This window comes from Roseofilum reptotaenium CS-1145, assembly GCF_028330985.1.
GTDB lineage: Bacteria > Cyanobacteriota > Cyanobacteriia > Cyanobacteriales > Desertifilaceae > Roseofilum > Roseofilum reptotaenium.
In genome coordinates this window covers 1-16,574 of record NZ_JAQMUE010000025.1, presented here as the reverse complement: position 1 = coordinate 16,574, position 16,574 = coordinate 1, and the positions used below count along the sequence as shown (strand labels likewise).

Sequence of the window (16,574 nt, the reverse complement as noted above, 5' to 3'; positions counted from 1 at the left end):
CACTCATTACTCATTACCCATTTCTGAAATGATAAAATCAATCGGTATCTGAAACTGTATGTGCGTGTATGACAGCCGAAATTATTTGTGTGGGCACAGAGTTACTTCTGGGAGATATTCTCAATCGTAATGCCCAGTTTTTAGCTCAAGAGTTGGCGCAGTTGGGGATTCCCCATTACTATCAAACCGTGGTGGGGGATAATGTAGAGCGTCTGAAAAAGGCGATCGCCACCGCCCTCGATCGACAGTCCGAAATTATACTATTTACGGGAGGACTCGGCCCCACACCCGATGACCTCACCTGTGAAACTATTGCCTCCTTCTTTGAAACCCACTTAGTTGAGCGCCCAGAAGTCATCGCCGATATTGAAGCCAAATATGCGCAACGGGGACGCACCATGAACCCCAGTAACCGCAAACAGGCGCTCACCCCCGAAGGAGCCATGATTTTGCCTAACCCCAGTGGCACTGCTCCGGGAATTATCTGGCATCCGCGTCCTCATTTAACCCTGATGACGTTTCCTGGAGTGCCCAGTGAAATGCATCGCATGTGGAAAGAAACAGCCGTTCCTTATCTCAAACAGCAGGGATGGGGCGAAACTATGATTTATAGCCGTACCCTCAAGTTTTGGGGCATTGGGGAATCGGCTTTAGTGGAAAAAATACCCGAAGTCTTTGAGTATAAAAATCCGACAGTAGCGCCCTATGCAGGCAAAGGGTTGGTGAAGTTGCGAATTTCCACTTGTGCCGCATCTGAACTAGAAGCACAAGGGCTGATTAATCCTGTAGAAGACCATATTCGAGCCATAGCCGGAGAATACTGCTTTGGCGTAGATGACCAAACCTTAGCAGATGTCGTCGGCAAGTTATTGTTAGAGTCTGGACAAACCTTAGCCGTCGCCGAATCTTGTACTGGGGGCGGTTTAGGGGCAGCAATTACGGCTGTACAGGGCAGTTCTGCCTACTTTAGGGGGGGAGTCATCGCCTATGATAATCAGGTCAAGATCGGCTTATTAGGGGTCAATCCGGATGATTTAGAAGCCTATGGTGCAGTGAGCGATCGCATCGCCGAACAAATGGCCACAGGTATTCAACAGAAATTAAACACTGATTGGGCCCTTAGTATCACAGGCATTGCCGGCCCCGGTGGAGGCACAACAGAAAAACCCGTCGGCTTAGTTTACATCGGATTAGCGTCACCCAATGGAGAAGTAACCCATTATCGCCAGCAGTTAGCCAGTATACTAGATCGCTCTACCCTACGGGATTTTAGCCAATCTTGGGCCTTAGATCGGCTGCGGCAACACTTGCATAAATCTTAAACTTTTGAAAACTCATGACAACAAAGGTTGCCGATCTGTGATCATTCGTTATGATCAAAGAAAGGATTAAGCCTTTGATTGACTAACCCAGTTTGAATGTACTGGGCTAGAGTTCAGCAAAAGGAGTTTCACACTGAATGGACTATATCGACGAAATCTGGGAAAAAATCAAAGAATTGGCTCGTAAACTGATTGAAGCCCTCTTAGGGCCAGATATCCAGCCTGAACCAGAGCCGATTCCAATTCCCGTTAATGACCGCGAATCGAGACGATAAACTGTTCTATCAACTGAGGATATTAAAACTTGTTGAACGTTTTGGTATTGCACGGCCCTAACCTCAATTTATTGGGGCTGCGAGAACCAGGAATTTATGGTGCGACCACTCTAGCTGAGATTAATCAACAATTGAAAGAGGATGGCAAAACCCTTCAAGTGGAGGTAACCACCCTTCAATCCAATCATGAGGGAGAGTTAGTCGATGCCATCCATCAGGCAGTAGATCGCTATCAAGGCATTGTAATCAATGCGGGAGCTTATACTCATACCAGTGTAGCTCTGCGAGATGCGATCGCTGCCGTTTCCATTCCTACCGTCGAGGTTCACCTCAGCAACATTTACCGTCGCGAACCCTTCCGCCACCACTCCTATTTAGCACCAGTGGTTGTTGGGCAAATTAGCGGTTTCGGTCCAGAAAGCTACCGTTTAGGGTTAAAAGCCCTAGTCTCTCATCTTCAGCCAAAAGCCAATAACCCATAGCTTTGATAGTGGATGTCCTTCGTTGTAGGGCTTTAGCCCTCCGAACATTTTAGGGCTAAAGCCCTACAACGAATCGTACCTAATGCCCTTAACTATTCACTAGCCCTCTTTCTTGGACTTCGACTTCTTCTTCGCCAACGGCAAAAATCGGTCTAGAGCAGCCTTAAGTTGATCCAGTTCTTCCTCAATATTCCCCTCACGAGCCGCTCGACCAATGCATTCGGTCAAATGTTCATCTAAAATAATGCGAGACACCCGATCGATCGCCCCCCGGACTGCTGCAAGCTGAATTAGCACATCAGGACAGGGGGTACTTTGTTGTACCATACCCTTAATTCCCCTCACATGGCCCTCAATCCGCGAGAGTTGATTGACAATTTGTCGTAGGGATTCTTCACTATGAACGTGGGGGTGCAAAGAATTGGCTTCATGGGGATGGTGATGATGGAGTAAAGATTCAGAAGGATTAGGAGATGGGGAGTCGGTCATGGGATAAAGGTGAATATTGCCAGCCGTGATAACTTGGAGCATGATATTAATTGTAGAACACATTTGGGTTTATGACTCCTGAAGAGATTAATAAAGTATTAGACGAGTTATTTGGTGACAAGATTACTGAGGTAAGTCCAGGTTCCTGGCAAATCAATCGGGAAAATTTACGATTATTAGTACTGCTCTCCGACGATGAATCTTGGGTCATGGGATTAGCACCGATGGCTCCAGTTGAAGAAGCCAAACCCTTTTTTGAAGACCTATTAGAGTCCAATTTTGAAGTCACCCAAGAAACTCGTTATGCTATCCATCAAGGGGTGATATGGGTGGTTTATCGCCATCAGCTAGAGGGATTAAAACCAGAACCCTTTGCTGAGGCTATTGGTCGGTTAACCCGCTTGCAAGAAGAAGGATTAACTCCTTATTTCCAATCCCAATTAGAACGACAATTACGGATGATTGTAGAAGCCTCCAAAGCCCAAGGACAAACCCTAGAAGGTACCCTGCAAACACTGCATCGATTTTATGAAGAAGGTATGATGGGAGAGTTATCGCAAAATGCCCAAGAACGGGAGCAAGTTCTAGCTGCTTGGAAAAAGCAACTTGAGCGCCTCTGGCCAGAGGTATAACTATGGATGCAACACGGCTGAAGAGATTAACTCCCTATTTGTTTTTGCTGCCTGCCCTACTGATTTTAAGCTTAACCGTATTTTGGCCCGCTTTGCAAGCCATTTACCTGAGTTTATTTAACTATGATTTAATCAGCCAACAAACTCAATGGATGGGTTTAAAAAACTTCCAGCGATTAGGCAGCGATCGCCTCTTTTGGCAAACGCTTAGAAATACGCTCCTATATCTGCTCTGTGTTGTCCCTTTACTGGTCATCCTTCCCCTAGGATTGGCCATTTTAGTCAATCAAAAAATCAAGGGTATCAGTGGATTTAGAGCCGCCTTCTATACCCCCGTAATTATTTCTATGGTCGTTGCGGGAATTGCCTGGCGATGGCTCTATGCGGAAAATGGCTTATTTAACCAAGCCTTAAGTTCTTTTAATCTACCCACGATTCCCTGGTTAACCAGTCCCCAATGGGCAATTTATAGTGTCATGGTCGTCACCATTTGGAAAGGACTGGGCTATTATATGGTCATCTATTTAGCTGGTCTACAAAGTATCCCCCAAGAACTCTACGAAGCTGCTGCCATTGATGGTTCAGATGGCATCATCAAGCATTGGGATATTACCTTACCATTGATGAAACCCTATTTATTTTTAGTCGCCGTTATCTCCGCCATTTCAGCCACTAAAGTTTTTGAAGAAGTGTATATCATGACCCAAGGAGGACCGAGAAACAGCTCTAAAACTTTGGTTTATTATGTTTATGAACAAGCCTTTCAGAAGTTGGAAATGAGCTATGCTTGTACAATTGGGCTAGTCTTGTTTTTAGCGATTATGGGATTGTCTATTGTAAATTTAAGATTAAAACAAATTTCATAATGAACTCAGTTTTGTTATCATATCGATAATACTTGATTTCCCTTGAGTCTACCTATGGATTATCATCAGTTCCTAGAGCAACTCCCCTCCCTCTATGAAAATTGGGGAACCCACTCTATTCATCCTACATCTAACCGGTTTTATGAAGTTGGACAGTATCTGCGAGGTATGACAACCACCAATGTCATGCAGTTATTGAATTTTGCAGTATATTGTATGGAACCCGATGAAATTTACTGTGAAATTGGAAGTTATCAAGGAGCAACCCTTATTGGTGCGCTTCTAGATGCTCCAGATCGAATGGCCTATGCAGTCGATAATTTTTCTGAATTTGATCCAGAAGGTAAAAATCAACCCGCACTACAAGAGAATTTAGAACGATTTGGTTTAGAGAGTCAAGTGTGTTTCTGCTGCCAAGACTTTGAAGATTTTTTTGCCGATCTCAGAGAAGTAGAAACCGAAAACAAAATCGGTGTTTATCTTTATGATGGAGCGCATGACTATCGTTCCCAACTCATGGGCTTATTCCTTGTCCGTCCCTTTCTAGCTCCTAAAGCGATTCTGATTGTAGATGATGCGAATGAAAAAGAAGTTCAGCAAGCGAATTTAGATTTCGTTACTCTTAACCCTGAATGTAGTTTATTACTGGAATTACTGACTCCGGGCAATGGATATCCTACATTTTGGAATGGGATTCAGATTCTTAGTTGGGATAGTCAATCTTAACTTTTAGTAAGGGATAGCTAAACTAAGGATCAGAAGATAAAAATCAGTTTCACCAACCACTTGAAGGGAGAGGTATCGAAGGAGCGGATAATTTGAATTTGGTGGATGAATTCACGCAAGTAAAAGCGCCGTTCTGCTTCAGAAAGATCGAGCCAAAATTGGGGAATCGAAACCGCTTGGGCGACTGAGGTTAAATTAACCGGAGGAAGTGCAGCTAAATTGGCTTGTAGTTTGGAGAGTTCGCTACGGAGTTTATAGGCACGAAGATCGGCTGTTTCTGCATCAAGGATTCCGTTTTTTTTCAGTTCAGGTAATTGGTCTAAGATTTTTTGATTCTGGTTGATTTTTTGCTGAAGTTGTGATTCAATCTGTTCGAGATCGGGGAGAGTAAGTTTAGAAACGGCTGGCTGTAAGTCTTGACAAATTTGGGTAATGGTTGCGTCTAAAACTTGTTCGTAGCGTAATCCTTTGCATTGGGGTTGTCGAGGGCAGTGAATGGGACGCAGATAGAGATATTCGCCAGGTTGACGATGACGGGTAACACGGGTGATTTTCATTCCGGATTGGCAGTTTTGACAGGAAACTAAGCCAGAGAGCGATCGCGGAGCGCTTGCCGAGCGAGGAGGAAGGCGACGATTCCGACGCAGGAGGCGATCGATTTGGGCGGCTTCTTCTCGTGAGAGAATAGGGGTATGAGTATCGGAAAGAATTTCGCCGTTTTTAAAGGCAGTGTCTCCTCGATAAACGGGATTGATGAGCCATCGTTTACCGGTGGAGACGGAGATTGTTTTGCGATATTTTTGATTCAGATAGCGAACGGCAGCACGAACCGATCCATAAAGGAGAAAATGGTCAAAAAAGTCTTTAACAACGGGGGCATAACTGCGGTCTAGACTATAGCTATTTTTGTTGCGTTTATAACCATAGGGTGCTTTTCCCGGTGGGGGTTTAGCTTGCAGACGATTTTGAGCGTGACCTTGGCGAATGTGGAGGCTGCGATAATAGGTTTGGACGTGATTAAAGAATTGGAGAATATCGCTATTTTCTGCTCTAGGTTGTTCTTCACCCTGAAGTGCAATTACCTGTACATTTTGAGTTTCTAAGCGCCCGAGAGCATGAGCCATCGTTTCTGCATTATCTCCCAGTTCTTCCAGTCGGCGAATGAGCAAGTAAATATCACCCGTTTCTTCCTCTGCTTCCAGGTCTTGAAATAGGGTTTTGAGTTCTTCTCTTCCCCCTAAATCTTGGTAGATGCGATCGACTTCCCATCCCCAAATACTGGATTCAGGGGGAGATTCGAGGATGGGATCACACCAAACATAGGCGAGAATTTTCATAGCGCTTCGCGCTGGGAATAGGGAATGGGGAATAGGAACAACCGGTTTTTCCCTTAAGAGTTCCCATTTTAACGCAGATGTTGGCCGGTTCCTCCATCGGCTGGATCGAGGAATGGTCTGAGATCGATTCCATTGGATAGGGTACGCGGTTGAGGGGTTTCGGGTTGGGGTGTGGGAATGCGGTTGAGTCCGGATAGATCGCGGTTCGTAACTTGGCCCAGCAGATCTAACCAGTTGCTAGTGCTACGTCCTTCAGTAAAAGTGGTGACGGGAAGCGTATTTTGGCCGCTATCAGCGATCGCCAAATTCTCAAATACGCGATCGCGAATTAACCCTGGATCTCGTCCAGGAGGAACGGTGAGAACGATGCGACAGCGATTATCTGCACGGGTAGTGACACAAACCGTATCATAATCATTCTCAAAACCCGTTTGCAATTCCAGCAATCCATCGGCGCGATAAAACTCCAGTCGTCTACTAATTTCTGTACATCGACGTTCTGGTGTCCATCCTCCTCCCAGTTCAATAGGAGTAGCCCAAGCATAAGATTGATTCGGTTGACTGGTGGGATGATACATTACCGTTGGTTGTCCCTGCTCAATTTCGCAAGTAAACCGGGGTTGAGTCTCTACCGGAATTCCATCCGTCGGAACACTAGAGGATGGTTCAGAGGGTGCAGGTTGAGTATCGACAGGAAAATCTCTCGGCCAGGTGGTTTGTGCCAGAGAGGGAGAGGCGAGAAGAACGACAGTAACACTTAGAAGTAAACTCAGATGAGGTTTCATGATTCGAGGTTTCTTTGAACAATGACTTCACTTAGTAATGACGGGAGAAAAATCAGTTATATCCCTCTTTATGTCATTCTTGTAAAAATGGGCTTGAAACCCTGATTCTTTCCTTAGCGATACAGTACCTTTCTGGGTTCAGGGATATCAAGACTCGGTTTGGCAATTGTCAATAGTGCTAGTGTGGTCAATTCCAGGCTATAGCAGAGAAAGGAAGAGTTAGGACATTGCCCATTGGCTCAAACACTCATCTAACTGTCCTAAGCAACTCCTTCTCTTCTATAACTCAATGGGAATCTCAATGACAAACTCCGTTCCTTTTTTCAGCTCAGAGAAACAGTACAACTGTCCCCTATGCTGCTCGGTGACAATTTGGTAACTGGTGGATAAACCTAGACCGGTTCCCTTACCGACAGGTTTGGTGGTGAAAAACGGGTCAAATATACGCTGGCGAATGCTATCACTGATTCCTGGCCCGTTGTCTGCAATGCGAATCTTGATTTTTTGTGTATCAGTCCCCTCAGTGCTAATGCGAATTTCTCTTGTTTTAGAAGACACCTGAGAACCGCAAGATTCTAGGGCATCGATTGCATTGGTGATAATATTGAGAAACACTTGATTGAGTTGACTGGCATAGCAGTTAATTCGAGGAAGCTTCGCATACTCTTTAGTGATTTTAATTTCCTTTCGCTTCCCAGTAGAACTGAGGCGATGCTGTAAAATCATCAGGGTATTATCTAATCCTTCATGGACATCTATTCGTTTGATTCCTGACTCATCCAAACGAGAGAAATTACGCAATCCCAAAATAATATGGCGAATGCGATCGCTCCCTGTCTCCATAGAGAAGAGGATGTTTTTCATATCTTCCTTAACAAAATCCAAATCGCTTTCTTCTAGCTTTTCTGCGAGGGTCACACTTGTATCAGGAAATTCTTGTTGGTAAAGTTCGAGCACCTCTAACAAGGTGTGGAAATGATCGCGTGAGTAAATAATATTGCCCGAGATAAAACTGATAGGATTGTTAATTTCATGGGCAATGCCCGCTATCATTTGCCCTAAACTAGACATTTTTTCGCTCTGGATTAACTGAAGTTGAGTCCTTTGCAATTGCTCTAGAGTCGTTTGCAAGTGCCGGTTTTTGTCATTGAGTTCCTGAGTTCGGTGCTCCACCTGCGCTTCGAGGGTATGGCTATATTCTTCTAAGCGATGATAGAGTCGGGCATTTTCGATGGAAATCGCGGCTTGAGCGCTCAGAAGTTCGAGCAGTGCCAGGCGATTTCTGGTAAAAGCCCCCACCGCCAGATGATTTTCCAGATAGAGAATGCCAATGAGCTTGCCTTGGTTGAGAATAGGAGTGCACAAGAAACTGTTGGGCTGCCCTTGAAGTAGATAAGAGTCGGCTGCAAACTGAGTATCGCTAGAAAAGTTGTTGACAATAATTGGTTTTTGGGTACGTTTGACCTTATTAATCACGCTTGTTGGCAAGGCACAATCATCGGATGCTTCGTTCAAACGCAACTCATAGTTTTCTCCCGAACATCGGGCTACCACTTGCCAACCTTCTGGTTGACTTAAAAGCAGAATGCCACTATCAGCTCCAGCATTTTCCAGCGCTGCCTTCATCAGAGCTAAAACCAGTTTGTCCAACTGAATTTCACTTGATAGGGACTGAGATGCCTTCATCGCCGTTGCCCAATCCAGCATCAAGCCAGTTGTACTACTACTCGAACTAACCGTTTGTGTCAAGGTGGAAGTAACACTTTGATCGCTCTCAAGTATTTCGCCTGGTTGCCCAATTCGCGAGAGGAGTTGGGGATATTTTTCTTCCAGTTGGTGAGTTTTGGCTTTTGCACCCCATCGGGCGTAGCAGTAGTAGGCATCGGTCATATAGGCCTGAGCAATTTTTTCTTTGCCCCAGTCGAGGTAAAATTGAGCAGCCAGTTCATTGGCGAGAGCTTCTTCTTGGATGTACTTACTGGCCTTTGCTTCGGCGATCGCGCGATCGTAAAGTTCCATCACTTCCATTTGCTTACCCGTCACTCGCGCCCGTTCAGCTTCGACGAGTAAATATTTGTGTAGAAAGTTTTCCGGACAGCTATCAGCGAAACGTTTGATCTTGACTTGATTACTTTCGATTTGCGATTTCTCCTCTTCGGACAAATCGCCATCGCGTCTCAACCAGTTCAAAGAACTGTAGTAATAATATCCCGAAGCGGTTGTAAAAGACTCGCAAGCCATAAAAAACTTACTCGCTTCTATGGTGTAATTGCAACCCCCTTCAAAATCCCCGTACACGCAAGCCGCGTGCATCTGAAGAATGGTGTAAATCCCCAGGGGAAGATAAGATTTGGCAGCAATATGATGTTCAAACCAAGCTTGTTCTGCCGCACCTTCCTCATCCGTGCGCCCAGAGAGTTTCTGGATGAAAAATTGACAGCCCTCGAAGATATTAAGGGCAAGATCGTTTTGCATTTTTTTGGCGATCGCCGAAAACTTCTCGATATCGGTGGCAATATCTCTTAAGTTTTCTCCCCCAAAGATGCGATTGTAAATATTGGCAAATAAGTTATAGACGGTATATTGCACATCTCCTGATTCCAGCCCAGCTAAGAACCCTTCGTAATTCACTTTGGGAGCATCTTGAATGGGTTTGGCTTTTACATAAACACAGCCACCGAGTAAGAAACAGGAACTTGAGCGCTCAGACTTATTCTTGAGCTTATAGCTCAATTGCAGAGACAACTCGCAAAATTGTACGGCTTGTTGATATTGATTTTTCAATAACCCCAGCCATTCACCATAACTGGCATAGACCATAATTGACTTGGAAAAATTGCCATATTCGATGGACAAGCGCGTGCTTCTGACTGCGGCAAAATTATAGAGATCGCGATCGCCACTAAAGTATCCTGCTGCTATCACTTTCATCAGCAATTCGATCGCCACTTTCGCTCCCGGGTCAGTCGCTTCCGGTAAATCCAACAAAACATTAATAGGGCGATTTTCGAGTTGGGCGGTAATCGCCTCTACATCTTCTTGAACCAATCGTTTGATATTTTCTGGGTTAACCTCAATTCCAACCTCTCGCAACCCTGCCAAACCAACTTCAATCGCTTTAACATAAGCGTTTTGCAGGACAGATTGATTCGTTTTGAGCATGTAAATGCGAGCGCGGTCTACAGGAGACTGGGCCAAGGGAAGCAAAGTTGTTAAATTGGTGTCTAACGCCTCAAAATCAACACTCATAAGTTGGACTTCAGCCAGACCAAAATAAAGTCCAAAGGCTAGCTCATAAAGCGTTTCCCAAGCCTCCTGTGGCAGCAATTCTATCGCTATCTGGAAATACATTTTCGCCGCCTCATAAGCCGTCGCTATTTTCGCTTTCTGAGCCGCACGCCAATTAAGTTCAAGAAGTTGTTCTTTTTCCTCCCCCTGGACAATCTCCTCGCGTCCGATATTGATTTGATTGACAATATCGAAAATCTTCTCTTCCCGTTCTACCGGCCCTAAATAAGCCAACAGGCGATTGCCTATCTGATAATGGGTCACTTGCTTTTGCCCTTCGGGAATTAACGAATAAGCCGCTTGTTGAACCCTATCGTGTAGGAATTGATAGTTCACTCTCACATCCGTGAGCACATTTTTGGCTTCCCCTATCGTCTCTTGGAAGAACTTATAGGTATTGCTGATGGGCAAGATGAACCCTTCTTGCAGTGCTGGCCATAGGGCACCTGCTGCCTCTTCCCAGGTCAGGTCCCCTGCTGCTGCTAGAATGTCCAACTCAAACCGGTTGCTGATACAGGCGGCTAGTTTTAACATCTCGCACGTTTGGGGGGGCAACTTGTCCAATCTGGCTGCCATAAACTCCACCACATCATCGGACAGGGCTAATTCTCGCACTTTGGTCAAGTCGCATTCCCAGTAGCCCACATCCCGATTGAACACAATCGAGCCATCCTCATGTAATCCTTTGAGAAACTGGGTCGAAAAGAATGGATTGCCCTGGGTTTTTCCATACACTAATTCTGTTAGGGGCAAGGCAACTGCTTGAGCGCAACTGAGGGTGTCGGCGGTTAGGCGACCGAGATCTTTTTGGCTTAAGGGTTCGAGGGTGAGCGTTTGCAGCTGGGCACCGGATTTTTCCAGCTCGGAGATTGCCAACATCAGGGGATGGGTGGGGGACACTTCATTATCGCGATAGGCTCCCAATAACAACAGATAGCCCCGTTGTCTATCGGACATCAGCAGTTGGATTAACTTCAAAGAGGCAGCATCGACCCATTGCAGGTCATCAATAAAGATCGTCAGGGGATGTTCTGGGGTGGCAAAAACTTGGATAAACTGCTCGAATAGTCGGTTAAACCGATTTTGGGCCGCACTGCCAGACAATTCCTCGACCCTCGGTTGCGCCCCGATAATTTGCTCTAGTTCTGGGATCACATCAATAATGACTTGGGCTTGTTCGCCTAAGGCAGCCAGAATTTTGTCTTTCCATTGTTGCAGTTGTTCATCGCTCTCTGCTAAAAGCTGTCCCATCAAATCGCGGAAGGCAATGACGAAGGCAGAAAAAGGAATATTGCGTTGAAACTGGTCGAATTTTCCTTTGATAAAATAGCCCCGTTGGCGAACAATGGGCTTGTGCACTTCGTTAACCACTGCTGTTTTACCAATCCCAGAAAATCCGGCTACTAGCATCATTTCACAGCGGGAAGTAGGCAGGGCTTCACCTTGGGGAGTCAGTAGTGAGCAGTTGGCTGTGGGGGAAGCCCCTGCCACCCGGTCAAAGGCATCAAGTAAGGCTTGTACTTCTTTTTCTCGTCCGTAGAGTTTTTCCGGAATCAGGAAGCGAGCGGCAGTATCCCGGCTACCTAATTCAAAGGCTTCTATTTTCCCCTTTTCTTGCCATTGGTTTAGACATTTTTCTAGGTCACATTTTAATCCTAATGCACTCTGATAGCGCTCTTCTGCATTTTTGGACATTAGTTTCATCACTATATCTGAAACTACTGCTGGGATGTCTGGGTTTGAGTCTTTCTTTGTTAATTCTGCTGGGGGCACTGGCTGTTGCGAAATATGACAATGCACTAATTCCATGGGGTCGTCGCTCAGGAAAGGTAAGACTCCGGTGAGCAGTTGGTATAAGGTTGCGCCCAGAGAATAGAAGTCGCTGCGGTAGTCTATTCCTCTATTCATCCGCCCGGTTTGTTCGGGGGAAATATAAGCGAGAGTTCCTTCTAGGACGTTAAAATTTTTGATTTCTTGTGCTTCGCGAGGCAGTAAGGAGGCAATACTGAAATCTATCAGTTTAATCTCTTTGGTTTGTGGCTGAATTAGGATATTGGCTGGTTTAATGTCTTTGTGGATCACTCTTTGGCGATCGAGTTCTTGTAGAATCTCAGCCAGTTGAATGGCAATCTGCAAACCCGTTTCTAAATCTAATGAGTTCTGTTCGGCTAAGGTTTTGTCCAGAGAGATAGCCCCCAAGTCTTCCATAATTAAGGCGTAACCATTGCCATAACGCTCTAAATTTAAAGGTTGGACAACGCCAGTCTTTAGGTTTTTAGCAATAGCATACTGATTACGGAACTGTAACAATTCGCTAAAACTGGGGTATTCATTACGAAGGACTTTGATTACAACTTCTAGAGAGTCAGAAGAGCGAACTCCCCGATACACTAGGGTTCGCTCTCCTTCGTATAGGGTTTCGCTAATGTGATAATCAGGAAGTTTTGGGATCATTACTCTAAGTTTGTTAGTGGGGTTGTATGGTATCTATTATTATATTTCAGTTCAAATAGAGATCGCGATCGCCACCATACCCTACTTGACCTGATTTCGGTAAGAGATGGTCTCACTATTTTTTTTCTTAAATAAAAGCTAATCGTTCAGTTCCAAATTGATCCCATTTTTCAGGGGTTCGCCAGCCACTTGATCGCTATCTTTGCTGGAACATGATGGTGACTTAACATTTTTTTTGGGAATCCACGTTCGATTGAAGATTTTTTATTTCAGTCGTTTTCACAAGCTACTGACGGGGAGCGCGATCTTAAATGTGGTTCCTTTGCCTAATTCTGAATCAAAAGTCATGATACCCCCGTGTTTTTCTTCAACAATTTGACGGGCGATCGCCATTCCCAAGCCTGTACCTTTACCTACCGCTTTTGTAGTAAATCCTTGCTCAAAAATGCGTTCTCTCACGTTTTCTGGCATTCCCGTACCATTATCGGTAATACAAATGATCACTGTCTCCTTCATGGCTGAGGTGGTAATCATAATCTGATGGGCAATCTCCTCAAAACTGCGTCCCTGGTTCGACTCTTCTAAAGCATCAATGGCATTGGCAATCAGATTCATAAATACTTGGTTAAGTTGTCCGGGAAAACATTGCACTTCTGGCAATTCTCCATAGTCTTTGACAATTTCAATTGCCGGGCGCTCATCGTTGGCTTTCAGACGATGTTTGAGAATCAGCAATGTGCTGTCGATCCCTTCATGTAAGTTAAACGGGACTTTATACTCTTTGTCCGTGCGCGAAAATGTCCGTAAAGATGTACTAATGTGGCTGATGCGATCGGTTCCTTCTCGCATCGACGCAATCAGTTGGGGTAAATCGGAGCGCACAAACTCCAAGTCTATTGATTCGATTTCTTCTTCTATCACTTCACTTGGCTCTGGATACTCTTGCTGATACCGGTCAATTAAGCCAAACAAGTCTTGGACATAATCTTGTGCTGGTTCTATGTTTCCCGCAATAAATGCCACCGGATTATTAATTTCGTGGGCAACTCCTGCGACTAAGTTACCCAAAGCTGACATTTTCTCACTTTGCACCAGTTGTAAGTGGGCTTCTTGTAAGTCTTTGAGGGCCTGTTGTGCTTGTTCGTAGAGACGGGCATTTTCTAGAGAGATCGCTGTTTGGGAACAGATCAGAGAAAGGAGTTCTACGCGATCGCCTGTAAACACTCCCACCACTAGATGATTTTCCAAATAGAGAATGCCGATCAGCTTGCCTTGATTGAGGATCGGGGCACAGAGGAAACTAAGGGGGGGGTATAGGACTCAGCAGCAAATTCGGTATCGTGAGAAAAGTCGTTCACTATAATCGGTTGTTGGCTGCGTTTGACCTTATTAATAACACTGTTGGGCAGGGCTTGCTCCTCTGGTGCAGATATTGAATGCAACTGCCCCCCCTGGAGTGTACACTGTGCGACTACTCGCCAAGCGTCTTGTTCGTTTAACAGCAGAATAGCGCGATCGGCTCCCGCATTTTCCATCACTGCTTTCATTAAGATAGAAACCAGCTTGTCTAGGTGAATTTCACTCGATAGAGATTGAGCTGCTTTTATCGCCGTTGCCCAGTCAAGTATTGAGCCAGTTGTACTATTCGTTGAACTCACGGTTCGTGTTGCGGGCGAAGTGACGGTTTGACTGCTTATAAACTGTAAGTAGGGTTGTTGCACAATGGTAGAGAGGAGTTGGGGATATTGCTGTTCGAGTTGGTCAACCTTCGCCTTCGCGCCCCAGCGAGCATAACCGTAATAGGCATCGGTCATGTAATCACCAGCGACTCTTTCTTTACCCCAATCCAGATAGAATTGTGCCGCGAGTTCGTTGGCGAGGCTCTCTTCTTGGATGAAATTGTTGTCTTCTGCTCCAGAAATCGCCTGGTCATAGAGTACGATAGCTTCAGCTATTTTCCCTAAAACTCGGCATTTTTCTGCCTCTACTAAATTGAATTTATGCAAATGGTTCATGGGGGCATAGCTCGCCCATTTTTCCATTTTGTTCTGATTGGAATCGACTTTTTGAAGTTGGGCTTCTAGATTGGCTTTATCTTGAGCCTTTAACCCTCGCAATCGAGCCAAGGAATCGTAGAAATAAAATGTCGGAATCACAAACATCGCCGTCACTCCATCTAAATATTTTTCGGCTATCTCAGCATTTTCTATTGCTGCTTCCAAGCGATTGAATAAATAATTCAGAATTAACTTGTGGCAATGAATCATATGTAAGGCCAATCGATCGTTTGATTCCTGATGAAACGGTAGATATTTTTCTTCGTTATACGCTGTCACCACCAAAATTCCTGGATTGGTTCCAGATTCCATTAAGTTTAAAATTGCTTGCCGATTGATTTCGCTCCAATAGAAAACTGTCTCTTGTTTAAGTTCCTGGAAAGATAGACTATATATAGCTATTTGTTCGGCAAGTTCAATTAAATTAGTGCCTGCCAAATATGAATAAATTTCTCCATAACAAGCACAATAGGCAGCAAATTCTATATCCCCAGTTTCTAAGCCGGTTTCGTATGCGAAGAACAGCGGTTTGATGGTCGATTGAATGGGTTCTTTCCAATGCCGAATATCCCCATTGGTATTAATCACCACTTTGGCGGTGATTTCTGTGGCATTAAATTGAGATAGGAGGTGTGAAGCGAGTTGGCCAAATTGATAACCCGCTTCAATATCCCCTAGAACTCCGCAGAGAATTGTGCCGTAAATAGAATAAGAAAAAGCAGACCAACGAGCGTTCCCATAGTTCATGGATAATTTAATTTGTTCGCAGACAATCAGAGGTAAAAATTGAGGCATCGCAATATAGACTACCCCAGTGATGCTTATCAGAATGCGTAAAGTTGCCATTTTTTCTGGATCGATCATAGCAGGCAAGTCCTTTAAGTCTTCAATGGAGCGATCGCCCCATTGGGATTTCGTCTCTGCAAAGGCTCGTTGAATATCTGCATCGGTTGGTGATTCAGGAAAACTAATTCCGAACAACTTTAAAACAGTCCAGGCAGTTTCGATCGCCTCGAAAAATTGATTTCTGACGGCATAGGCTTGGAGCTTCACCTCGTAAACTTTAACTCGTTCCAAGAGCGATCGCCCCTCACGCAAGACTTCTTCGATGAATCCTTCCATTGCCTCAAACTCACCATTCAAATAAGCTGCTTCTGCTGCTGACTCGAACAAGGCTAACGTCAGGTCGTATTGAGTTTGCCAACAGTCCGCCCTCAGGAGTTCTCGACCGATCGCAAAATAATTGACTGCCCCACTGTAAGCTGTCGCGGTTTTGGCCTTAATCCCTGCGGCTAAATTCAACCGGGCTAACTGTTCTCGTTCATCGGTTTCAACGATTAACTCCACGCCATAATTTAACTGATTAACCAGAGCAAAGATTTTCTCTTCTCGTTCTTCTTCTGTGGTATTGGATAACAATAATTGCCCAATTTTTAAGTGAGTCTTCTGTTTCTTGGCTTCTGGAATTAAGGAATAAGCGGCTTGCTGGACGCGATCGTGTAAAAACTTGTAGCTCACAGATAAGTCGGATTCCAGCGTTTTTTCCTCTCCCTTGCTCCCTTGGAAAAACTTATAGGTCTGACCTAGGGGTAAAACTAATCCCTCTTGTAGTGTGCTCCATAAAGACGCTGCTACCTCCATTGAAGACTGTTCGCTGACAATGGCCAAAGTTTCTAAGTCAAACTGATTGCCGATACAAGCTGCCAAATTCAAAATCTTCTGGGTTTCTTCAGGTAGCTTGTGTAGCCTCAGTGCCATAAATTCAACCACATCGTCAGTCAGTGCCAACTGCTGCACCTGTGTCAAGTCGCAGTGCCAATAGCCCAGATCGCGGTTAAAGGCAATCAACCCGTCTTCATGT

Annotated in this window: 12 protein-coding genes; 6 read left to right on the top strand and 6 right to left on the bottom strand. The window is 44.9% G+C overall.

Going from position 1 to position 16,574, the window contains the following annotated elements; translation table 11 throughout:
- The first annotated feature begins 68 nt into the window (after nt 1–68).
- From PN466_RS03325 to aroQ, 3 genes are all read left to right on the top strand, one after another.
- A complete protein-coding gene (locus PN466_RS03325) occupies nt 69–1,322 on the top strand; it encodes a competence/damage-inducible protein A (protein WP_271936945.1) in 1,254 nt (417 codons plus the stop codon).
- Between the two features lie 137 nt (nt 1,323–1,459).
- Nucleotides 1,460–1,597, top strand: coding sequence for a hypothetical protein (locus PN466_RS03320; protein ID WP_271936943.1), 138 nt, complete (start codon nt 1,460–1,462; stop codon nt 1,595–1,597).
- A gap of 29 nt (nt 1,598–1,626) precedes the next feature.
- Nucleotides 1,627–2,079, top strand: a complete 453-nt coding sequence (gene aroQ, locus PN466_RS03315) for a type II 3-dehydroquinate dehydratase (protein WP_271936942.1) — start codon at nt 1,627–1,629, stop codon at nt 2,077–2,079.
- Between the two features lie 99 nt (nt 2,080–2,178).
- On the opposite strand, the gene PN466_RS03310 is transcribed toward aroQ, so the two are convergent.
- Nucleotides 2,179–2,568: a metal-sensitive transcriptional regulator gene (locus PN466_RS03310; RefSeq protein WP_271936960.1), complete on the bottom strand. Its 390-nt coding sequence runs from the start codon at nt 2,566–2,568 to the stop codon at nt 2,179–2,181.
- A gap of 71 nt (nt 2,569–2,639) precedes the next feature.
- On the opposite strand from PN466_RS03310, the gene PN466_RS03305 reads away from it, so the two are divergent.
- From PN466_RS03305 to PN466_RS03295, 3 genes are read left to right on the top strand one after another with little or no spacing between them, the layout of a single operon-like run.
- Nucleotides 2,640–3,200 (top strand): hypothetical protein, encoded by a 561-nt coding sequence (locus tag PN466_RS03305; protein ID WP_271936941.1) that lies wholly within the window; start codon nt 2,640–2,642, stop codon nt 3,198–3,200.
- Between the two features lie 2 nt (nt 3,201–3,202).
- On the top strand, nt 3,203–4,066 hold the full coding sequence (locus PN466_RS03300) for a carbohydrate ABC transporter permease (RefSeq protein ID WP_271936940.1): 864 nt from the start codon (nt 3,203–3,205) through the stop codon (nt 4,064–4,066).
- A 54-nt stretch (nt 4,067–4,120) separates the two neighbouring features.
- Nucleotides 4,121–4,792 (top strand): class I SAM-dependent methyltransferase, encoded by a 672-nt coding sequence (locus PN466_RS03295; RefSeq protein ID WP_271936939.1) that lies wholly within the window; start codon nt 4,121–4,123, stop codon nt 4,790–4,792.
- 29 nt (nt 4,793–4,821) lie between these two features.
- On the opposite strand, the gene PN466_RS03290 is transcribed toward PN466_RS03295, so the two are convergent.
- The 5 genes from PN466_RS03290 to PN466_RS03270 all read right to left on the bottom strand — a co-directional run.
- A complete protein-coding gene (locus PN466_RS03290) occupies nt 4,822–6,129 on the bottom strand; it encodes a recombinase family protein (RefSeq protein ID WP_271936938.1) in 1,308 nt (435 codons plus the stop codon).
- A gap of 68 nt (nt 6,130–6,197) precedes the next feature.
- The gene (locus PN466_RS03285) at nt 6,198–6,914 is read right to left on the bottom strand and encodes a COP23 domain-containing protein (protein WP_271936937.1); all 717 of its coding nucleotides are present in this window, start codon (nt 6,912–6,914) and stop codon (nt 6,198–6,200) included.
- A 279-nt stretch (nt 6,915–7,193) separates the two neighbouring features.
- The gene (locus tag PN466_RS03280; protein WP_271936935.1) at nt 7,194–12,656 is read right to left on the bottom strand and encodes a trifunctional serine/threonine-protein kinase/ATP-binding protein/sensor histidine kinase; all 5,463 of its coding nucleotides are present in this window, start codon (nt 12,654–12,656) and stop codon (nt 7,194–7,196) included.
- A gap of 279 nt (nt 12,657–12,935) precedes the next feature.
- Nucleotides 12,936–13,904, bottom strand: coding sequence for a sensor histidine kinase (locus PN466_RS03275; RefSeq protein ID WP_271936933.1), 969 nt, complete (start codon nt 13,902–13,904; stop codon nt 12,936–12,938).
- 14 nt (nt 13,905–13,918) lie between these two features.
- Nucleotides 13,919–16,574 (bottom strand): ATP-binding protein (locus PN466_RS03270; protein ID WP_313898520.1); only part of this gene is annotated, 2,656 nt, incomplete at its 5' end.